Here is a 21621-nt window from a genome sequence, read left to right as displayed (position 1 = left end):
GCAATTCGCGGTTCTCGTTACGACTTGACTTCAATGACGCGCCATCTCCTGTCGACAGCGCGCTTTGCGCACGGCACCACGAGTAGAGAAAAATTCCAGCCCCTCGCACATTTCAGGACAATTCCATGTATTCCGTTATCCGAATTTTCTTTCCAGCATTGCTCGCCATCGGTACATTTTCGTCGCCCGCAAGCGCATACGAGTTCTACAACGATGGGGTCACGAACCTTGACGCGAATTTGAGCGTGGGCTATGGGTTGTTCATCGTCCAGCGCAGTTATATCGACCGTCCGGGCGCTACCCGGTGGCAGGAGGGCTATCTGAAGTATGGCTTGAGCGGTAGCACGGCGATCCCCGGTGCAGGGTCGATCTATGGTGCCGTGAGTCTTCTCGGCTCGGCCACGTGGGGCGACGGGGATCCCGGCGGCTTTACGACCGGTCGCGAACGCCGCAACGCGCTTGAGGACGCCTACCTCGGCTGGAAGTCCGGCGACTCGGTTCCGGTATTGGGAAAGGACGGCATCGACATCTCTGCGGGCAGCCAGTACGTCAACGTGGGTTCCGGTTTCCTGATCAAAGGGGACAAGGTCAGTGCCGGCAGGGCTGTGGACGACGGCCGCTACGATCGCGGTGGCGCTTACTATCTGGCACCGCGCGTGGCCTTCTCGCGAACCGCGGTGGTACGACTGGGCGGCGACACCGGATGGTACGGAAGCGCAATGTGGCTCGAATCGAACAATCATTTGCAAGCCGATACCGAGTTGGCCGTCGGCACCCTGGACTATACGGCTCAGCCGGGAACGCTAGGGCTAACGTTTATCCATGGCATCAGCATCGACAAGCGATATGTCAGCACACCGAGCCGCCTCGATCGCCCGGGGATGAACACGTACAGCATTCGAGGCGACGGTGACGCGGGCATTCCCAATACGCACTTCGCGTTCGAATATGCGTACCAAACCAAGCGATCCGGCAACGACAACGGTTGGTATGCGGAGGCCGGATATACGTTCCAGAATGTCCGGTGGCAACCGTCGTTGAGCTATCGCTACACACGTTATTCGAAGGATTTCGACTCGCTGTTCCAGGGCGGATTTGGCGATCGCTACCAAGGTGAAATCGCATCCAACTACTCGTTTTCATATAACTTCAATACACGCATCCATGACGTCGGGCTCGCGATCCACCCGTCCGAAAAATTGACCGTGACCCTGATGTATTTCAACTTCCTGACGTTATCCAATCGATCGGCCCTCGATCTCGACGCGTCCGAGCTGACGCTCTATCTGGATTGGGCCATCACCAAGCATCTCCAGTTTTCCCCGAACTTCGGCGTCTACAAGCCACGCAAATACGCGGCAAACGGCGGAAACCAGACCGGTAGCGCAGCCGCGAACTTCTATGCCAACCTGATGGTCGTCGCGAATTTCTAGCCCGATCGTCGATCGCCCCGCCGCACATTGCGGCGCCGGCATCGGACTCCGTAGCGGTCGAATCCGCATAGGCCCCTCGATACATCGAACTTGACGGGGCTGCCGGATCGGCGAAGGCGCCCCGCTTCGTGGCATGGCATCCGCGGGTTTCCCCCGCTGGGATAATGCGCGATTTGTTTGCAGAATTTCTCCTGCCCAAAAACGATCAATCGCCCTACGCATGTCCGCCGCCGCCCCGCCGAGGTTTCTTGTCATGAAGAGCATCGACCGATTTGAGGACGTGAATGCCCACGCAGCGTCGATCAAGCACTGGAATCAAACCTACAGTCAAATATCGGCGGGTTCACTCGAAAGCTCGCTGATGCAACTTGCGAGCACGCGCTGCCACCTTTTTCGGGAACGGATAAACCAGCGCGTCGTTCAACACGGCGAAGCTCCGTCGGGAAAGATTTGCTTCGCCGTACCGATTTCCGCGTCCGGATCGGTCATCATGCAAGGCCGCAAGGCAGACTGCAACAGCGTTCTCTTTCTGCATGGCGGCGAAGAGTTCATGTTTCATATGCCAACGGGCATGGACATGCTCTCGATCAACTTCGATCGCGACATATTCGAGTCGTCACTATCGACCCTCACGAACGCCCACGAGATCAAGACTCTCCTCAAGCAACCCGTCATCAGGTTGCCGAAACAGCGCCTGAACGCGTGCCGCCGTCGCCTGCTTGCGATATTCTCGGAAGCGTTCCTCGACGGCGAAGACAACACCATCCAGCACCACGACGACGCGTTCGAGCAATTCGTTCTTCACGAAATCATTCGACTGATCAGCAGTCCGGATTGCAATCTACGTCAACGCAACGGCAGCTCGACCCAAAGCTTCATCGTCGAGAAATGTCATCACCTGGCCATGTCGGAAAGAATCAAGGTTCCCAGCGTGATGGAGTTGTGCCAGCAACTGCAGGTCAGCCGGCGCACGGTGCAAAATAGCTTTCGATCCGTGGCCGGAACGACACCGTTGAATTACCTTCGGTCCGTGCGGCTCAACGGCGTGCGTCGAAGCCTGATGTCGACGCATCCGTCCAAACTCCTGATCGGCGATGCCGCCGCCCGATGGGGATTCTTTCACTTGAGCCATTTCGCCGAGGACTACCTGGCACTCTTCGGCGAGTTGCCTTCGCATACCAAGAGACCGGTTCGTAACGACGGATAGAAGATGGACGAGCCGGCATGGTTCGATCGCCGAGCCCGGCGGTGACACCAGGGTGTCTTGCATCCACTCTGACGACTGCGACCACCACCCTGCTCTTCATCTTCTGCGTCCGAAGCCGCTGACGGAGCGTACGCAGATTCACGTGATGGCCGAGATACGAGCGGTGACCTGCGTGCGCGAGGCGCCCGGCGTACACCGAAGATGACGGGTCAATTCAGCTGTCCGGCGTCGATCATGGATTTGAGATCCGCTGTCGGATCGGCCAGCGCCGCAGCAGGAATACGCGATCGCTGCGCGATCAGCTTGCGCGCCAGCACGTGGTCCGACGGCCGATTGACGGAATGCGCGGCCGTGACCACATCATCCCGCAGGTAGAACGCCGTAAAGCGATCGCTGGCGGGTACTCCGCGCAACACCACCTGGTCTCCGGGTGCGGGCAGCCCGGCCATCTGGAATCTCAGGTCGTGCTGCTCGCTCCAGAACCACGGCACGGCCGAAAGCGCTTGAGGCCGGCCGACCACCACCGACGCCGCCGCACGCGCCCCGTCGTTGGCGGCCTGGATGGATTCAAACCGCATTCTGGCCGGACTACCCGGAAAAGACGGCTGCGCCATGTTCGCCACGTCACCGACGGCCAGTACGTTCTGCACCGAGGTGCGACACAGCGCATCGACAAGGATGCCGTCATTGCAGGCGATGCCGGCGGTATCGGCAAGCTCCGTGTTCGGTAACACGCCGATGCCTACTACGACCAGGTCGCAATCCATCGTACGGCCATCGTCGAATTGGACGGCCTCGACTCTATCCTGGCGGCCCAGCAGCGCCCGTACGCTGCGGCCCAGTTCCAGCGAAACCCCGCGCTGACGGTGCGCCTCCGCCACATAGTCCGACATGAACGCCGGGAAAGCGCGTGCGAGGAGGCGCGTCTGGCTTTCGACCACGGTAACCCTGGTTCCGGCGGAGATCAGCGCGGCCGCGACCTCCAGACCGATAAACCCGCCGCCAACGATGCACGCGCTCGAGCAACGACTGAGCCTGCGCTGCACCGCCAGCGCGTCGTCCAGCGTGCGCAATTGATGCACGCCCTGAAGCTCTGCGCCGGGAACCGGAAGCGGGCGGCAGCGCGCTCCCGTAGCGAGTGCAAGCCAGCCGTATTCGAGACTATCGCCGTCCGCCAGCCGCACGCGGCGCGCGGCTAGATCCAGCGCGGTAGCACGTTGCCCCACGCGCAGATCGATGCATTGTTCGGTGTAGAAATCCGGAGCGCGCAGCGCGAGCTGGCCCATGCCGGTCTTGCCGGTGAGCAAGCCTTTGGAAAGAGGCGGGCGCTGGTAGGGTGCGTGCGGCTCGTCTCCAATCAGGACGATAGCTCCATCGAATCCCTGTTCGCGCGCAGCCGCGGCAAGATGGGTTCCGGCATACGAGGCCCCGACGATAACGAGCGGCGCCTTTTGTGAGGATATCAATGTTGTCTCCCGAGGAAGCAGCCTGGCGATCCACAGGTTCGAACCGGATCGGCGTGCGACTTGCGCGCTGCAAGCGGCCTTCGCGGACGACGTTCGCCGGGCAAGCCGTCGCTTCGGCAACCGCTCAGCCGGACCGGTGTTCGACGAAGTGGATCATTTGCCGGGCGGTGCGGACTGCAAATGCGTTGAAGAGGATGACGAGCCTATTTCGCCGGCAGGCGACCCGGCCGCCGCACCCGTCGATGTACCATCGCGTACGACCGGGAACGAAACACGAAGATCCGTATTTGAGCCCGAATTCGTCGCCGTCGTACTTCGTCGAAGTACATGCGCCGAGCCGTCAGGAATCGGCTAGGGATAGCCGCCCCCTAGCCTTGCTTCTCCGGCATTCTCAGCACCAGGCCGTGCAGTTCTCGTGTCAACTTGATCTGACAAGCCAGCCTGCTGTTCTCCTGCACTGCACCCAACGGCTCGAGCAAGGCAAACTCGATCGCCGGATCGGCTTTGCCGGTCACGCCGAGCCAGGGTTCGTCGACATAGACATGGCAAGTCGCACATGAGGCCTGGCCGCCGCAAAAACCGTCGATACCGGGCACACCATTTTCCAGTGCGGTCTCCATTGCATTGGCGCCGTCCAGCGCAAGCACGACGTGCTCGTCGCCATTCGATTCGATATAGGTAACTTTTGGCATATTCTCAAAAAAAGATGGTTTTTCAATGAACACGCGTGACTCGGTTCGATATCGAGTCGCGCGTGCGGCCTGGGTATCCGCCCGCCGGCGAAAGCTCACTCGTGGGTTGGCGCCACGGTATCCTGGCGAGCGCCGATTTGACGCAAACCCTGCCAGAACGAAACGAATGGCTCGAGATAGAAACCTCTCAGGGTTTTGTGAGGATTCTTTTCCCCAAACTCCACTTCATTCAGTCCCCAGCGCCATGTTTCGTTCGTTTTCGGCAAATAAAGGGTTCCGAACATCCAGTCCCATACCGTCAAAATAACTCCGTAATTTTTATCTCGATGCAGCACCTCGATGCTGTGATGAAGGTTATGCATTACGGGTGCGAGGACGATACGATTCACCCAATTGCCGTACGAAACATGCACGTGTACGTGAGACATCGTGTCGACGACAAAAAAGGAAACGTACACCTGGATTCCGATTACCGTCACGGTTCCCGGATTGACAGCGGTTCCCGTGGCGTAAAGCAGCAAGCCCAGCGCCACGCCGGCAAAGAACGAGGGAATCGTGTTCAGAAAAAAGAATTCAACCGGGTGTTGACGAAAGAGCGTCCATGGCGTCAGCGTTTCGGCTGTATGGTGCGGCTTGTGCAGCGGCCACAGGACGGGAACCTCGTGGCACCAGCGGTGCACCCAGTAGCCGGAAAAATCCAAAGCCAGAAAATATACGATGAACTGAACCGCGACCATCTTCCAATCCGTGTGCATCAAGGGATTTTGCGCGCCAAAATGCGCTACCAGAAAACCCACCAGATTGTCCGCTACCGAGATCGCATTAATCGCGACGAACACGGAAAGTGGAAAACCGATCGCCAGAACAATAATGCCGTTCCATCGATCCACCCGAGCCGAAGCATGATCGTACTGATCCTTCGGAAATACGGACCTCACCACCGCCCGTAGCGTCACCGGGCCGCGTTCTTTTCTTGCCAGGAAACCGACCCACGCAACCACCACGAAATAAAGCGGAAGACCCCATGCCCACTGCTGCAGCATTTCGATGGTAGGGTCATAAAAGTCGGTAATCGAGCTCCATGTCTCATTTATCATCTTCGTCTCCGGGATTGCATATTGTTACGAGCCAGGACAGGGCCGCGAGTCGCATACGACGCTCTTGTCAGGTACCGTCTATGCCAGGTGGCCCGCTCGATGAAGAAAACGTTGCCGCCGGGATAGTGCGTTCATAGTGGTCTGCCGGCCCCCTGCAGGCCAGTAACGAACGGTGGATGAACGGTTAACGAACGTTTTTTTGGCGCTTTCGCGTAGCCATGCATCGTCGATTCCCGGGGGTAAACCCGGCTTCGTCGCATCACGGGTGCATGCGTATCACGGAACATCGATTCCGACATGCGTTGCTTCCGCTCTTCTGCGCCGCGTACTACCGGCACACTCCAATTCGGTCCAGTCGAAATAACGGCGTCTCAAAACGGGAAAAAGGGGAAGAGAAATAGAAGACGCGCGGCATCAAGCGTTCAATCTCGATGTGGCATCGAGATGCATATCCGGATCGCTGTCGAAATAGACGCGCCGCGCAAGCTCACCGCGGTCTCGCGCCAAGGCCGGCCGTGGATTTTCGTACGCAGCGCAGTTTTTTATTTTGCTTTAGGAGGTTCAACGGCCCCGGCTTTTTTGGGAGCAAGCTCACTTTCTCTTACAGGCCACATCTGGCCGACCTTGAGATGGCGAACAACGACCAGCTTGTTACCAACATTCGACGGTCCGAATGTACGGACTTCGTACAGTGCCTCGAATGCGCCATCCGCGCCAAGGCTCGCTTTCAGCTTATCCAGTTCGGATTTACTCGACGCAACATGTATCGCCTCCATAAGCGCAGGATCCCGGGTTCCTGCAATAACGACAATATGATTTCCCGATGAGCCCGGAAAGCTGGCTATATATGCATAGTCGCGACGCATAATCCCCTCAGTCGAAGGGTTGTCCCAATCGGATTGAAACTGATTCCCGCTCGCGCGATCGACAAGCGTATCGCCGTCATCCGTCAGAGAGAAACCCGAAATATCGCAAAGCGGTTCTTTCAGGTCTGCCAGGCTCCTCAACAAGCCAACATAGACAAGATCGTGAGTCCGCAACATATTGTTGGTAAAGCGCGACATTGCGATGGATTGCAGCGACGGTAGCTCTCCGGCTCGCGCGGTCGCAATGATGGGAGTAATGGCAGCCATTGCCGGCGCCACGCCTTCAGGAAGGGTGTAGGTGTTCAGGTCGATATATTTCTGATTCGCGCCCGGAGTCCGCAATTTGTACTGACCCAGCTCATCAGCAGAGTGAATTCGGGGGTCGAATATCAGGCGGGAAACCTCGTTGTTGGAATCCAGTTCGCCGAAAACATAATCACTACCGTAAACGATAAGAGTCGGAATATGGCTTCCCGCCAGCGCACGCCAGAGATTGGTATCGAGGCGAGTGTCTCCGGCGGGATTGCTTGCGAACCAGCTCCAGCAAATCAGATTGAGCCCGACAAGAAGCATGGCGCCCCCTGCGAGCCACATCCTGGCGCCGCGCGGCAGGCGGCGGGGCGACGCGGCACAATCGTCTGCCTCGGCCGCAGCCGGCGGAATGACGACGAGCCGATATTCCCCGCGCGGAAGGGCCAGGCGCTCGCCCTGCTCGTCCGGTGGCAGTTCCTCGAGTTTCTTTCGTAGCCGGTGGACGTGCACTCTAACGGTCGCATCAGCCGCAAGATCCACGTCGATGGATTTGCCGAAGACCGTTTGCGCAATCTCGATTTCCTTCGGTGCGGCGTCGGCCAACGAGCGTTCGAGCAGCAATTCGAAAAGGCGATTGATCTGCGACGATTTTCCGAGCACGCCACTTTTTTGAATGCGTTCCCCGTGAGCAACGAGCCGCCTTGTGTCTTTGTCCTCTAGCACGCTGGGCCTCCCTGGCTTGTGCGGGGACGCGCCCGGAGACTTGCTTTCGCCGGCCGGGCGCCATACCCGCCAGGGCGGCACGCAAGCGGCATGCTTACAACCGGCGCCGATGATTGCGTCATTGCTTCGTTCCGACCGACTGCATCCCGATCCCGACGAGCTGCGATGATAGGAACTCGCGCCCGAAGGCCATAGCCCAAAACGGCAACCGTAGCGGACGCTAGGGAACTCCCTAGCAGGCTGTTGAACTTCTCAACGGTGCAAACGGGCGTTGCGAGCGGTGCGTTAGCGATATCGTTCATGACCTTGGGCAAATAAGCGCGGATTGGACGAGATGCAGGAACCGCTGTTCACGGCGGTGAAGCTGGAAGACTTCGTGCTGGCCGATCACCCGTTGAGGCTGCTTCGGCTGCTGGTCAACCAAGCGGTGAGGCTGCTCAATGTTAGGCCGTGCTACGCCCAGGCGTCGCGCGCCTTACTCCAGCCGGTTCGCCCGAGCCGATGGCGGCGACGCGGCGGGGAGGCCGTCGGCGTCGTGACGCAACCTAGGCAACGCGCTATTCGAGGCCCTGCAACGCGGCCCGTTCGCTGGTCGTGCGGCGCGCCGGCAGCGTGCGCGGCACCAGGCTCGTCACCAGCACCGAGCCGACCACCAGCAGCCCCGCGACCGCCCCGAGCCCGGCATACGGCGCGCCGGTACGCGCAAACAGGACGCCGACCAGCCACGCACTGAAAGCGCCGCCGAGCGAACCCAGCATGCTGATCACCGCGATGCCCGCCACCGCCGCCCGGCCGGTCAGTTGGGCAGCCGGAATCGTCCAGAACACGATCGGCACGGTGAACGCGCACAGCTGCGCGATTGCCAGCAACGCGACGGTGATTCCTACATGGCCGACCGAGAAGCGCAGCAGCAGCAGACTGCACGCGGTGACGAGCATGCAAGCAACCGTATGCCAGCGGCGCTCGCTGTATCGGTCGGAACTCCATGCGATCGCCACATTGCCGATCATCGTGAACACGGAAATCAGTCCGGACAACCAACCGATTCCGGTGACGCTCGCGACCCCGGCCGCCTTCAGCACCGTGGGCGACCAGAACGTCACCGTCCCCATCCCGACGTAGACGCAGAAATAGATCGCCGCCAGCCCCAGCACGCGCGCGTTGCGAACGATGTCGAACACGCCCGCCCGGTCATGGCCGACCACGGCCGACGCGCGCTCCGCGTCCAGATCGAGCAAGAGCGCCTGCCGGTCCGCAGGTGCCAGCCATGCCGCCCGTTCCGGCCGGTCGCTCAGCATCAGCGGCGCAACCAGCCCGAGCGCGATGGCCGGCAAGCCCTCGATCAGGAACAGCCACTGCCATCCGCGCAACCCCATCGTGTCCTGCAGGTGCGCCATGATCCAGCCCGACAGCGGTCCGCCGATCATCCCCGCGACCGGAACGGCGAGCAGCAGCACGCTGTTGACACGGGCGCGCACCGTATCCGGAAACCAGTACGACAGGTACAGGATCAGGCCCGGAAAGAAGCCGGCCTCGGCGGCGCCGAGCAGAAACCGCACCACGTACAGCGACACGCTGCCGGTCACGAACATCTGCGCGACCGTGCACAGGCCCCACAGCACCATGATTCGCATGAGCGTGCGGCTCGCGCCGATGCGCGCCAGCAGCAGATTGCTCGGCACCTCGAACGCGGCGTAGCTGATGAAGAAGATGGCCGTCGCGGAGCCGAATACGGCTTCGCTCAAGCCCAGGTCCTGCAGGAACTGCAGCTTGGCGAACCCGATGTTGACGCGATCGACGAAGTTGACGACGTAGCAGACGAACAGAAACGGAATCACGCGCAGCGCGATCCGGCGATACAAGCAGGCAGGGGGTGACTCGGACATGGACCGCTCCCGGTATGTGGAGATGCGTCGGCAATCGCCTGCGTGGCGCGGGGCCGCCATCGATGGCGCCGAAACAGGTTGCGCGTGCACGAGCAGGCGAAGCGTTGCCGGGTAATTATACAAATCTCGTATTACGGGATTTATTGGTAGTTAACACGAGAGAAGCCGGTGGGCGCCTCGTGGGCCACATCGCCAATCCGCGTTCGTCAGATTTGTAAGAAAAACGGCGATATAGTTCGATCCTCTTGACCACTGTCCCTCATTGCGAGGTACAGCGCGACACCATGTGTAAACCCCACCTTAAAAATAAATTCAATCCCTTATAATGAGATTTACAAAAAACGAGTACGCCGGTGTTTGATCGCGTCACCCGGTGTTTTTTTCTGGATATGATCGTGGGCAGCATGAGCCGGCTTCGGCCGGCATCGAATTTGAGACGGGATGCATTAGCCACGCCATGAACCTGCGCGCCGAAACACTGTGCTTCTCGGATGTATTCCTCCATTCCCAGGCGATCGTGAACTGGTCGCAGCACTACGATCAGATCAGTCCGGGCACCGCGACGACCACGCTGCGCCAGGTCGCCGGCCAGCGTTTTCACGTCTTTCGCGAACGCATCAACCAACGCGTGATGCAGCACGGCCTCGCGCCGCGCGACCGGCTCTGCTTCGCGCTGCCGATCGCCAGTGCGGTCGCGCCCGTGGTCCAGGGGCGCACCGTCGAGCGCCCGAGCCTGCTGACCCTGCGCGGCGGCGAGGAGTTCGTCGCCCACCTGCCGTGCGACACCGAGGTGCTCGCGTTCACGATCGACCGCACGCTCACCGCCGATCGCGAACTGGACGAACTCGCGAACCTGCCCGCCCGCATCCTGAAGCAGCCGGTGCTGCCGATCTCGTCCGCCCACTACCGCCAAGCGCTGGACGGCCTCGAGCGCGTGCTCGGCCAGGCGCTCGACAGCGGTTCGCTCACCGCGCGCGATGCGTTCGACGAACGCGTGCTCGCGCACAGTGTCGTCGGCATCCTGCTCGATCTCGTGCAGTCCGACGATCCGGATGCCGGCGCGCTGCCGTCGGCATCGACGCAAAGCTACGTCGTTCGCCGCAGCCAGGAAATCGCGCTGGAATGCGACGACGTCCCGACGGTCATCGATCTCTGTCACCACCTCCGCATCAGCCGCCGCACGCTGCAATACAGCTTCCAGAACGTGGTCGGCACCACGCCCACCGCCTACCTCCGCTCGATCCGGCTGAACGCCGTGCGCCGCTTCCTGATGACGACGCCCGACACGATGCGCATCGGCGACGCGGCCGCGCAATTCGGCTTTTGCCACTTCGGGCGCTTCTCCGCGTACTACCACCAGCATTTCCACGAGCTGCCGTCGCACACGCCGCGCCTGAGCTGAGCGCGCGACCGGCGCAGGGCGGCATCGCATCCGGGTAATCCCCTGCCGCCCCCGCGCATGCGGATTGCCGATAACGGACAACACCCGTTTTTTCGGCACCGTAAATTTTGTCGTCGGCCGGCTCGCATGTGCGCTGCGCATCGAGCGGCCGTCCAAGCGCACACCCGTGCCGTCGACGAACGTCGGCATCGATCGCCGGTTCGTCAGGATCGGCGCGCGGCACGGGGATATCGATCAGGCATGCCGGTGTCGCTTCCTGACGGACGAGCCGGCCAGCGGGACTACTCATGAACGAATCGTCACCCCGGTCCGAAGCGGGGCTCAGCAAGAACGCCGTCGGACTCTCCCACATCGTTTTCTTCGTCGTCGCCGCGGCCGCGCCGCTCACCGCGATGGTCGGCGCGACGCCCGCGGCATTCTCGCTCGGCAACGGCCCCGGCGTGCCCGGCGTATTCGTGCTGGCGGGCGTCATGTACCTGATCTTCAGCATCGGCTATGCCGCGATGAGCCGGCATATCTCCAATGCGGGCGCGTTCTACGCGTACATCGCGAACGGGCTCGGCCGCCCTGCCGGCGTGGGCGGCGCGTTCGTCGCGATCGTCGCGTACAACGCGGTGCAGATCGCGATCTACTGCATGTTCGGCTTCTTCCTGAACGACAGCATCCAGCGGCACTACGGCGTCGACGTGCCGTGGTGGGCGTTCGCGCTCGCATGCGTCGTCGCCGTGCACGTCTGCGGCGCGCGACGCATCGAGTTCAGCGGCCGGCTGCTCGGCATGCTGATGATCGGCGAAATCGCGATCGTGATGCTGCTCGATCTCGCGATCGTCCTGCACGGCGCGAGCGCCGGCGGCTTCAGCGCAAAACCGTTCAGCCCCGCGATGGTGTTCGCGCCCGGTCTCGGCACCGCGCTCGTGTTCGTGCTCGGCTCGTACATGGGCTTCGAGGCGACGGCGATCTTCTCCGAGGAGGCGCGCGACCCGAAGCGCACGATTCCGCGCGCCACCTACCTGGCCGTGATCCTGATCATGGCGTTCTACGCGCTGTCGTCGTGGGCGATCGTCGAGGCCTGGGGCGAGAGCGGGATCGCCGCGCAGGCCGCGCGCGATCCGGCCAATCTGTGGTTCGCCGTCAGCGGCCGGCTGCTCGGCGGCATCGCGACGGACGCGATGAACGTGCTGCTCGTCACGAGCCTCTTCGCGGCCATCCTGTCGTTCCACAACACGATCACGCGCTATTTCTACGCGATGGGCCGCGAGCGCGTGCTGTGGCGCAAGCTCGGCCATACGTGCCCCGTGCATCGTTGCCCGGACGTCGCCGGCAAGGTGCAGACGCTGATCGCGCTCGCGGCCATCGCCGGATCGGCCGCCTTTCGCCTCGATCCGTTCGCGGTCGTGTTCTCGTGGATGAGTGCGCTGGCCACGATCGGCATCATCGCGGTGCAGATCCTGGTGGCGGCCTCGGTGATCGCATTCTTCGCGCGCGACCATCGGGACGCCGGCATCGTGCACCGCCTGATCGCGCCGCTCGTCAGCGTGATCGCGCTCGGCGCCTGCCTCGTGCTGGTCGTGCGCAACCTGTCCGTGCTGAGCGGATCGGATTCGACCTTCGTCGCGATGTTTCCGTATTTCCTCGTCGCCGTCGGCGCGCTCGGCATCCGCGCCGCGCTGCGGTTGAAGCGCAGCGACCCCGACCTGTACCGCGCACTCGGACGCGCCGCCCAGTAGCCGCCGCCCGGACGGTGCCGCGCCGCACCGTCGTCTCGTTTTTCCGTCCCCGACGATGCCCCGCCGTCGACGCGACCCGCGACGCGTCGCGCCGGCGCGGGTATTCCCTATCCCGGGCGCGCGGCAGCGATTGCCGATAGCGGACAAGACGCGCGTTTTCATCGACATACAGTGAATGCGACGTCGAAGCCGGACCGGGGCAGTTGCCCTCGCCCCCGCCCGTTCGGCCCGACGATTCGCCCCTGGGAAACACGGACACCATGATGAAAATTCAGAATCTGATCGACGGCAGGCATTGCGACGCAGCGGCCGGCCGCACCTTCGAAAAGCTGGCGCCGGCAACCGGCGACTACGTCGCCGCCGTGCCCGCGTCGACCGCCGAAGACGTCGATCGCGCGGTGCGTGCCGCGCACGCCGCCCTGCACGACGACGCGTGGGCACGCGCGGGCGGCCCGGCCCGCGCCCGCTGGCTGCTTCGGCTGGCCGACCTGGTCGAGCGCGACGGCGATGCGCTGACGGAACTGCTCGCCGTCGAACAGGGACGCCCGCTTGCCGAGATGCGCATGATGGACCTTCCGATGTGCATCGACACGTTGCGCTACTTCGCCGGCTGGGCCGACAAGCTCGAGGGCCGCACGATCCCGACCGACGGCTTCATGGGCCGCCCGACGCTCAGCTACACGCGGCGGGCGCCGGTGGGCGTCGCCGGCCAGATCATCCCGTGGAACGCGCCGTTGATGATCGCCGTGTGGAAGCTCGCGCCGGCGCTCGCGGCCGGCTGCCCGGTGGTGATCAAGCCGTCGGAGGACGCGCCGCTGGCCGTCGCGCGGCTCGGCGAGCTCGTCTGCGAAGCCGGCCTTCCGGCCGGGGTCGTGAACATCGTCCACGGCGTGGGCGCGGAAGTCGGCGCCGCGCTGGTCGCGCACCCGCTCGTCAACAAGATCAGTTTCACCGGCAGCACCGAAGTCGGCCGCGCGATCGCCGGCGTGGCAGCGAAGACCTTCAAGCGCGTCACGCTCGAACTCGGCGGCAAGGCCGCGCAGATCGTCTTCGCGGATGCCGATCTCGACCGTGCGATTCCGTCGCTGATGGCCGGCATGTTCGCGAACCAGGGGCAGACGTGCGCGGCCGGCTCGCGCGTGCTCGCGCACCGCTCGATCGCGCACGCACTCGAAGAACGGCTCGCCGACGCGGCCCGCGCCATCCGTGTCGGTCCGCCATCGGAGCCCGGCGTGCAGATGGGCGCGCTCATCAACCCGCGTCACCTCGCGCGCGTCCGTGCGCTCGTCGACGGCGCGCTCGCCGAAGGGGCGGTCATGCTCGCCGGCGACGAACAGGTGCCGCCGCGCGGCTGCTTCATGCGCCCGACGATTCTCGGCGGCGTTCATCCCGGCATGCGAATCGCCCGCGACGAGGTATTCGGCCCGGTCGGCATGGTCATGCCGTTCGAGACCGAGGACGACGCCGTTCGCATCGCCAACGACACGCCGTTCGGCCTGTCCGCTTCGGTGTGGACGCAGGACGTCGGCACCGCGCACCGCGTCGCCGGGCGGCTCGACGTCGGCGCCGTCGCGATCAATGCGTGGAGCCCGATCGACGCCCGCCTGCCGTGGGGCGGCACCAAGCAAAGCGGGATCGGGCGCGACCTGTCGAAGGCCGCGCTCGATTCCTACCTCGAGGAAAAGATCGTCACCGCAGCCCTGTGACCCGGCGGCGCACCCCGCGCCGCCACCTGTTCAAGCACTTCGCAAGAGAGACGAGAGACACCATGGACTATCAAAAGCGTCAAAAACGATTCTGGCACCCGATGAGCTCGGCGGCCGCCGGCCATACGACCCCCACCGTCGTCATCGCGCGCGGCGACGGCAACTACGTGTACGACGTCGAGGGCCATCGCATGCTCGATGGCGTGGGCGGACTGTGGAACGTCAACGTCGGCCACAACCGGCCGGAAGTGAAAAGCGCGATCGCCCGGCAGATGGACGAGCTGTCGTACTACCAGACCTTCGACGGCGTCGCCCATCCGCGCGTCTACGATCTGGCCGACCGCCTGTGCGCGATGTTCGCGCAGGAAGACATGCAGCGCGTGATGTTCGGCAGCGGCGGCTCCGACGCGATCGAGACCGCGCTCAAGATGGCGCGCCAGTACTGGGTCGCCGCGGGCGAGCCGTCGCGCACGAAATTCCTGTCGCTGCGCAACGGCTATCACGGCGTGCACATGGGCGGCACGTCGATCGGCGGCAACGGCGTCTACCATTACAATCACGGCCCGCTGCTGCCCGGCTGCGTGCTGCTCGACACGCCGTGGCTCTATCGCAATCCGTGGAACTGCGAGGATCCGCACCAGCTCGTCGAGCACTGCATCCAGCAGCTCGAGGAAACGATCGCATTCCACGGCCCGCAGACCATTGCCGCGTTCGTCGCCGAGCCGGTGCAGGGCGCCGGCGGCCTGATCGTCCCGCCGGCCGATTACTGGGCGCGCGTGCGGGCCGTCTGCGACCGCAACGGCATCCTGCTGATCGCGGACGAAGTCGTCACCGGCTTCGGCCGCACCGGCAGCCTGCTCGGCAGCCGCGGCTGGGGCGTCGCCGCCGACATCCTGTGCGTCGCCAAGGGCATTTCCGCCGGCTACGTGCCGCTCGGCGCGACGCTGTACAACGGGCGGATCGCCGACGCGATCGAACATGGCGCGGGCTTCTCGCACGTGGTCATGCACGGCTATACGTACAGCGGGCATCCGCTCGCCTGCGCCGCGTCGCTCGCCGTGCTCGACATCGTCGAGGCCGAGGATCTGCCGGGCAATGCGGCACGGGTCGGCCAGCGCCTGCTCGAGCAATTGCTGCCGCTGAAGGCCGACTTCGAGACCGTCGGCGACGTCCGCGGCAAGGGGCTGATGCTGGCGCTCGACCTGGTGACCGACAAGGCCAGCCGCACGCCGCTCGATCCGGGCAAAGGGTTCGCCGCACGCGTGGCCGATGCCGCGCGCCGCCGCGGCGTGCTGGTCCGCGCGATCGCCAACAAGGTGGTGATGTCGCCGCCGCTCACGCTGCGGCAGAGCGAAGCCGACTTCATCGCGGTGACGCTGCGCGAGGCATTGCAGGAGTGCTGCGCGGATTCGCCGGCGATCGCCTGAGCGCGCGAAACAGCCCGGCGCGCGAACGTTTCGTCGAAGGTCCGCGCGCATCGCCATCCGGCCTCGGTTCGACGAATCCCCTCACGGGACGTCGAAGTCGATGGCCGGTATCCCGCCTGTCGCCGTTTCGTTTTAAAGGAAGAAAAATCAAATGGAAACCCGGGCCGTTGCTTTCACGGTGGAGAAATACCCGCTCACGCTTCGGCTGCTGCACTGGGCCAGGGCGATCCTGATCGGCGCGCAGCTCTGGACCGGCTGGACGATGGTCCGGCTCGACGACAACCTGCCAGGCAAGTTCGACTGGTACTACCCGACGCACAAGGAATTCGGCGTGCTCACGCTGCTGGTGGTCGTCACGCAACTGGCGATTCGCTCGATGAAGCCGTTGCCGCCGCTGCCTTCCACGCTGCCGAGGCTGGACCGGAAGCTCGCCAAGATCGCGCACTACCTGCTGTACGCGCTGGCGATCATCGTGCCGCTGATGGGTTATTCGATGTCCAGCACGTATACGCAGAGCGACGGCGTGCCGTTCTTCTTTTTCCGCGTACCCGAGCTGCTGCCGAAGAACGACCACTGGTTCGAGGCGTTTCAGTGGCTGCACCGGACGCTCGCCTACACGTTGCTCGCACTCATCGTACTGCACGTGCTTGCCGCGCTGAAGCATCGGTTCTTCGATCGCAACCCGGAAAACGACGTGCTGCGGCGGATGCTGTAACGCCGCCGCCACGCGGAACCTCGCGCCCGGCGAGGCTCCGCATTCGATTCGCCCGATCGCGGCGGGCCGATTTTCTTCGCATTTCATATTTCGTTTAACTAACGACAAGCGGAGCCGCTGCACGCGTCCGGTGCCGCCGCACGCCGTCGGAAACCGCGTCGCGTCGCGTTGGCCGTCCACACCCGGAGATCGACGATGAAAAAGATGATGGCGGCCGTATCGGCCGCGAGCACCATGGGATTCGGCCTGACCGCCTATGCACAAAGCACCGTGACGCTGTACGGCCTGATCGACGAAGGCGTCAATTTCACGAGCAACGCGGGCGGCAGCAAGGCTTACCAGATGGTCAGCGGCGACACCGTCGGCAGCAACTGGGGGCTGAAAGGCACCGAGGATCTCGGCGGCGGGCTGAGAGCGCTGTTCCAGCTCGAGAACGGCTTCAACGCGAGCACCGGAGCGCTCGGCGTGACGTCGCGGATGTTCGGCAGGCAGGCCTACGTCGGGCTCGATTCCGACAGGTTCGGCACGCTCACGTTCGGCCGCCAGTACGACCCCACGCTCGACATGTGGAGCCCGTTCACGGCTACCGGCAACTGGCTCGGCGACTTCGGCGCGCACCCGTACGACAACGACAACGCCGACTGGGACTACCGCATCCAGAACAGCGTCAAGTACGTGTCGCCTTCCTACGCCGGCTTCAAGGGCGAAGTGCTCTACGGGCTCGCGAACCAGGCGGGCGGCTTCGCGCGAAACCGCGCTTACAGCGCCGCCGTGCTGTACCAGGCGGGCGCTTTTTCCGCTGCCGTCGCGTACCTGAAGGCCAACAACGGCGGCGCGACCGCGGGCGGCGCGTTGTCGAGCGACGATACGGTCTTCAGCGGCCGCTCGCAGCAGAACATCGATGCCGGCATGTCGTACAAGTTCAGCGACAAACTGACGGTGTCCGCCGCGTATTCGCACGTCGACGTGACCAACCCCGAGTCGAATCTCTACTTCGCGAACCAGCCGGCGGCAGGCTCGCAGAACGCGTGGAAATTCGACAACTTCGAGGTCAACGGCCAGTATTTCTTCAGGCCGGACGTCTGGCTCGGCGCCGCCTATACCTACACGCACGCACACGTCGCGACGGCGGCGGGCGATGCGTCGCCGAGCTGGCACCAGGTGTCGATGATGCTCGACTACGATCTCAGCAAGCGGACCTCGACGTACATCCAAGGCGCGTACCAGCATGCAACCGGCAATACCGGCACCGATTTCGACTACGCGCACGTGCTCGGCACGGCCGGGCAGTCGTCGGGCCGCAACCAGTTGGCGTTGCGCGTCGGGACGATGCATCGCTTCTGAACCCGGCGGAAAAACACGGGCTCGCGCGCGGCGTACGCGGCAGCCCGTGCTTTCCCGTACCGTCAGAACTGATGCCGCAGCCCGAGCCGAACCGCAGTCTGCGTCGAGCCGGTCGCCGCCCCGCCGAGCGCCGCCTCGACTTGCGCACCATACGCACTGTCGTGCCCGCGTGCAAATACCGCGTAAAGGCCCGTACGCTTCGACAGCGAACAGTCGGCGCTCAACGTGATCTGGTTGGCCGAGCCGATGTCGCCGCCACGCTGCTGGTACTGGAAGCCGCCGCCGAGCTGCAACGACGGCGTGACCGAATAGGTCAACCCGGCGTCATAGGTGGTGGCCCGCTGCGGCGCGGCGGCGCTGATCCGCACGTCCGACACCATGCCGAAGACGCGAAACGGCCCGACGTTGTAGCCGGCCCCGCCCGAGAAATTTCGCAGATTGCCGCCGGCAGTCACGTCGTGCTGGCCGAAATAGGCGAGTGCGGCGCTGAACGCGCCTTGCGTGTAGGACAGCATCGCGCTTTGCACGCTGCTGCGCGCGACCGTGCCAGGCACGTTGCCGAACCCCCACAGGCCGCCGAACGCGACACCGCCGAACGTCGGGCTCACGTACTTCACCGCATTGTTTACCTGGACGCCCCACACGCGGTTGTCGAGCGCGCCGCCCGCCGACGCATTCGCCGGCAAGCCCCACGCGAGCAGGCCGGCCGGCGTGTTCGCGCCGATCGCGAAGGCCGGCAGGAGATCGCCGACGAAATCGAACTGGCGCCCGAGCGTCACGGTCCCCCAGTCGCCGCCGAGCCCGACGTACGCTTGCGAACTGAACGCGGAGCCCGGCACGGTCAGCGCGCCGTCGGAGGTCTGGAACTGGCTTTCGAGCCGAAACACCGCATAATTGGCGCCGCCGAGCTCCTCCCTGCCCGTCAGGCCCCACACGTCGTTGCGCGACACGCCGGCCTGCAACGCAAGCTGACGCCCGCCACGCGGGGCGGACGCCACGTCGCTCGTATAGGTCACGCCCGTGTCCAGCGACCCGTAGAGCGTCACGCTCGATTGTGCAAACGCTGGTGCGACGGCACCGCAGCCGCACCATGCCACCATTCGGAACCACCTTTTCATCTGCTTCTCCTCATCGAATCGTCCCGGCCGATGCGTCCGCGAGCTGACCGGCACGGCAGCCACATCGATCCGGTGCGATTTCATCTATAAAATAGGAATCCATATCAATCGACGGAAAAACGATTCACTTCGATGTGGATGGCCCGCTTTCCGCCGCTTCCCGCGCTTTCGCCGATGCGGTTCCGGTTGCCGCCTGCACGACTTACGTTAGACTACGGCCTGTCGCCCGCGGCGCCGCATTCCGTGCCGCGACCGGGCAGCCCGAACCGTATTCGTCCTTCCCGTTCCATTGCCGCAAGCCGTCTGAATCCCGGATCACGTCATGTCGAGCCTCACCAAAATGCTGTCCATCCTCGACGTCTTCTCTTCGTCCGCGACGTCGATGACCGCAGAGGAAATCGCCGAGCACATGGGCTTTTCGCGCACCACGTGCTATCGCTACGTGAAGGAACTGGCTTCCGTCGGCCTGCTCGTCGGCAGCAACGGCCGCTATACGCTGGGCCCGCGCATCATCCATCTCGACTACAACATGCGGCAGTCGGACCCGACGCTCACCGCCGCGAAGCCCGTCATCCAGAAACTGGTTCAGGTCACCGGCGGCGATGCGCTCGTCTCGACGCTGTTCGACGAGCAGATCATCAACGTGATGCACGAAACCGGCGCCGAGAATCTGCAACTGGGCTTCGGCCGCGGCCGCATCATGCCGCTGTTCCAGGGCGCTTCGTCGAAAGTGATCGTGGCCGCGATGTCGCGCGCGCGGCTGAAGCGCCTGCACGAACGGCACAACGCCGAGCTCGGTGAGTTCGCGGCCGACTGGACGCAGTTCTGGCGCGCCTGCCAGCAGATTGCCGACGCGGGATACTGGATCTCGCGCGGCGAGCTCGACGCCGGGTTCGTCGGCATCGCCGCACCGATTCGCACCGCCAGCAGCGGCGAGGTCAACAGCAGCCTGTCGCTGGTCTTCCGCGCCGAACACTTCGCGCTGTTCGACGAACACGTACTCGGCAAGCTCCTGATCGACGCCACCGCACAGATCGGCGACGCCACCTGAGCATTCCGCGGCATCGCGAACGATGCCGCGCCGATCACCGACGCGCACACGGTCAGTTCATCTGCGTGATGAACTTGGTGACCAGGTAACCGTCGAACGTCTCCGTTCCGCCCTCGCTGCCGAAGCCGCTGTCCTTCACGCCGCCGAACGGGATCTCCGCCGGCCCCATGCCGAAGTGATTGATGTTGACCATGCCGGCTTCGAGCGCACGGCCGATCCGGTGCGCATTGCGCGCCGACGTCGTGAACGCGTACGACGCGAGGCCGAACGGCAAGCGGTTGGCTTCGTCGAGCCCATCGTCGAGCGCATCGAACGGCACGATTCCGACGATCGGGCCGAACGGCTCTTCATTCATCAGCCGCGTGTCGCGCGACGGGCCCAGCACGACCGTCGGCGCGAAATAATGCCCCGGTCCGGCCAAGCGCGTCCCGCCCGCGGCAATCTCCGCGCCTTTTGCCTTCGCGTCGGCGACGAACGCGTCGATCTCGGATACGCGTCGCGCATGCGCAAGCGGACCCATCGTGGTCGCCTCGTCCAACCCATAGCCGACGCGAATCTTGCCGACCGCGTCGAGATACGCGGCGACGAACCGTTCGAACACCGGGCGTTGCACGAAGAAACGCGTCGGCGAGACGCACACCTGCCCGGCATTGCGAAACTTGTACGCGGCCAGCATCGTCGCGGCGCGCTCGATTTCGGCGTCCGCACAGACCAGCACCGGCGCATGCCCGCCCAGCTCCATGGTCATGCGCTTCATGTGCGACGCGGCGAGCGCCGCCAGTTGCTTGCCGACCGGCACCGAACCCGTGAACGAGATCTTGCGCACGAGCGGCGACTCGATCAGTTGCGTGGACACGTCGCCCGGCACGCCCCAGACGATGTTCAGGCAGCCCGCGGGCAAGCCGGCATCGTGAAAGATGCGCGCGAGCGCGACGATCGCGCTCGGCGATTCCTCCGGCCCTTTCAGCACCAGCGTGCAGCCCGACGCAAGCGCGGCCGCGATCTTGTGCATCGCCTGGCTGAACGGAAAATTCCACGGCGAGAACGCCGCGCACACGCCGATCGGTTCCCGCAGCACCGTCTGCGCGACGTCCGGCGAGCGCGACGGCACGACGCGGCCGTACGTGCGACGCCCCTCCTCCGCATGCCATTCGAGCTGTTCGGCGGACGACACGACCTCGGCGATCGCCTCGCGCAGCGGCTTGCCCTGGTCCATCGTGATGTGGCGGCCGATCGCGTCGGCCCGCCCGCGCACCAGCGCAGCCGCGCGGCGCAGGATATCCGAGCGAGCGAGCGGCGACTCGTGGCGCCAGGTCGCGAACGCGCGATGCGCGGCGCGCACCGCGGCGTCGATATCGTCAGGTGCCGCATGCGGCAAGTCGCCGAGCACATCGCCGGTTCCCGGATCGAGAACGGGCTGCGTGCGCCGGCCGTCGGCCTGAAGGAACCGGCCGTCGATATACAACCCGAGCGACGCGTAGTCGCGTTGCAGATCAGGCGTCATGCGGG

At 64.0% G+C, this 21621-nt stretch carries 16 protein-coding genes and 1 pseudogene; 10 read left to right on the top strand and 7 right to left on the bottom strand.

All coding sequences use genetic code 11. From position 1 onward, the window contains the following. Nucleotides 1–125: 125 nt before the first annotated feature. The gene (locus HWW87_RS15965; protein WP_175821099.1) at nt 126–1433 is read left to right on the top strand and encodes an alginate export family protein; all 1308 of its coding nucleotides are present in this window, start codon (nt 126–128) and stop codon (nt 1431–1433) included. Between the two features lie 253 nt (nt 1434–1686). Then, nucleotides 1687–2640 (top strand): helix-turn-helix domain-containing protein, encoded by a 954-nt coding sequence (locus HWW87_RS15960; protein ID WP_175821098.1) that lies wholly within the window; start codon nt 1687–1689, stop codon nt 2638–2640. A gap of 209 nt (nt 2641–2849) precedes the next feature. On the opposite strand, the gene HWW87_RS15955 is transcribed toward HWW87_RS15960, so the two are convergent. From HWW87_RS15955 to HWW87_RS15940, 4 genes are all read right to left on the bottom strand, one after another. Continuing rightward, entirely contained in the window at nt 2850–4106 is a 1257-nt protein-coding gene (locus HWW87_RS15955) for an FAD-dependent oxidoreductase (RefSeq protein ID WP_244107248.1), read from the bottom strand. A gap of 368 nt (nt 4107–4474) precedes the next feature. Next, on the bottom strand, nt 4475–4831 hold the full coding sequence (locus tag HWW87_RS15950) for a 2Fe-2S iron-sulfur cluster-binding protein (protein ID WP_244107246.1): 357 nt from the start codon (nt 4829–4831) through the stop codon (nt 4475–4477). 62 nt (nt 4832–4893) lie between these two features. Continuing rightward, nucleotides 4894–5895, bottom strand: coding sequence for a sterol desaturase family protein (locus HWW87_RS15945; protein WP_175821097.1), 1002 nt, complete (start codon nt 5893–5895; stop codon nt 4894–4896). 542 nt (nt 5896–6437) lie between these two features. Further along, on the bottom strand, nt 6438–7736 hold the full coding sequence (locus HWW87_RS15940; RefSeq protein ID WP_175821096.1) for a hypothetical protein: 1299 nt from the start codon (nt 7734–7736) through the stop codon (nt 6438–6440). Nucleotides 7737–8061: 325 nt separating this feature from the next. On the opposite strand from HWW87_RS15940, the pseudogene HWW87_RS15935 reads away from it, so the two are divergent. Continuing rightward, a pseudogene (locus HWW87_RS15935) lies at nt 8062–8178 on the top strand (IS5/IS1182 family transposase); the annotation flags it as partial. Between the two features lie 115 nt (nt 8179–8293). On the opposite strand, the gene HWW87_RS15930 reads toward HWW87_RS15935, so the two are convergent. Next, nucleotides 8294–9622 carry an MFS transporter gene (locus HWW87_RS15930; protein ID WP_175821095.1) on the bottom strand — a complete coding sequence of 443 codons (1329 nt, stop codon included), beginning with the start codon at nt 9620–9622 and terminating at the stop codon, nt 8294–8296. Between the two features lie 457 nt (nt 9623–10079). Here HWW87_RS15930 and HWW87_RS15925 point away from each other — a divergent pair, with 457 nt between their 5' ends. From HWW87_RS15925 to HWW87_RS15900, 6 genes are all read left to right on the top strand, one after another. Continuing rightward, nucleotides 10080–11024: a helix-turn-helix domain-containing protein gene (locus HWW87_RS15925; RefSeq protein WP_175821094.1), complete on the top strand. Its 945-nt coding sequence runs from the start codon at nt 10080–10082 to the stop codon at nt 11022–11024. 287 nt (nt 11025–11311) lie between these two features. Continuing rightward, on the top strand, nt 11312–12751 hold the full coding sequence (locus HWW87_RS15920) for an APC family permease (protein WP_175821093.1): 1440 nt from the start codon (nt 11312–11314) through the stop codon (nt 12749–12751). Nucleotides 12752–13011: 260 nt separating this feature from the next. Beyond that, nucleotides 13012–14457: an aldehyde dehydrogenase family protein gene (locus tag HWW87_RS15915; protein ID WP_175821092.1), complete on the top strand. Its 1446-nt coding sequence runs from the start codon at nt 13012–13014 to the stop codon at nt 14455–14457. A 62-nt stretch (nt 14458–14519) separates the two neighbouring features. Next, a complete protein-coding gene (locus tag HWW87_RS15910) occupies nt 14520–15884 on the top strand; it encodes an aspartate aminotransferase family protein (protein WP_175821091.1) in 1365 nt (454 codons plus the stop codon). Nucleotides 15885–16035: 151 nt separating this feature from the next. Beyond that, the gene (locus tag HWW87_RS15905) at nt 16036–16599 is read left to right on the top strand and encodes a cytochrome b (RefSeq protein WP_175821090.1); all 564 of its coding nucleotides are present in this window, start codon (nt 16036–16038) and stop codon (nt 16597–16599) included. Nucleotides 16600–16794: 195 nt separating this feature from the next. Continuing rightward, nucleotides 16795–17943, top strand: a complete 1149-nt coding sequence (locus HWW87_RS15900) for a porin (RefSeq protein WP_175821089.1) — start codon at nt 16795–16797, stop codon at nt 17941–17943. A 62-nt stretch (nt 17944–18005) separates the two neighbouring features. Here the strand turns inward: HWW87_RS15900 and HWW87_RS15895 are convergent, their stop codons facing one another. Continuing rightward, nucleotides 18006–19061 carry a porin gene (locus HWW87_RS15895; protein WP_175821088.1) on the bottom strand — a complete coding sequence of 352 codons (1056 nt, stop codon included), beginning with the start codon at nt 19059–19061 and terminating at the stop codon, nt 18006–18008. Nucleotides 19062–19383: 322 nt separating this feature from the next. On the opposite strand from HWW87_RS15895, the gene HWW87_RS15890 reads away from it, so the two are divergent. Further along, nucleotides 19384–20112 carry an IclR family transcriptional regulator gene (locus HWW87_RS15890; protein ID WP_175821087.1) on the top strand — a complete coding sequence of 243 codons (729 nt, stop codon included), beginning with the start codon at nt 19384–19386 and terminating at the stop codon, nt 20110–20112. A gap of 52 nt (nt 20113–20164) precedes the next feature. On the opposite strand, the gene HWW87_RS15885 is transcribed toward HWW87_RS15890, so the two are convergent. Further along, nucleotides 20165–21616: an NAD-dependent succinate-semialdehyde dehydrogenase gene (locus HWW87_RS15885; protein WP_175821086.1), complete on the bottom strand. Its 1452-nt coding sequence runs from the start codon at nt 21614–21616 to the stop codon at nt 20165–20167. Between the last annotated feature and the right edge of the window lie 5 nt (nt 21617–21621).

It is taken from the genome of Burkholderia sp. BCC0419 (genome assembly GCF_902830285.1).
In the GTDB taxonomy this organism is placed as follows: Bacteria; Pseudomonadota; Gammaproteobacteria; order Burkholderiales; family Burkholderiaceae; genus Burkholderia.
The sequence above is the reverse complement of the archived record's forward strand: the minus strand, read 5'-3'. Positions and strand labels throughout refer to the sequence as shown.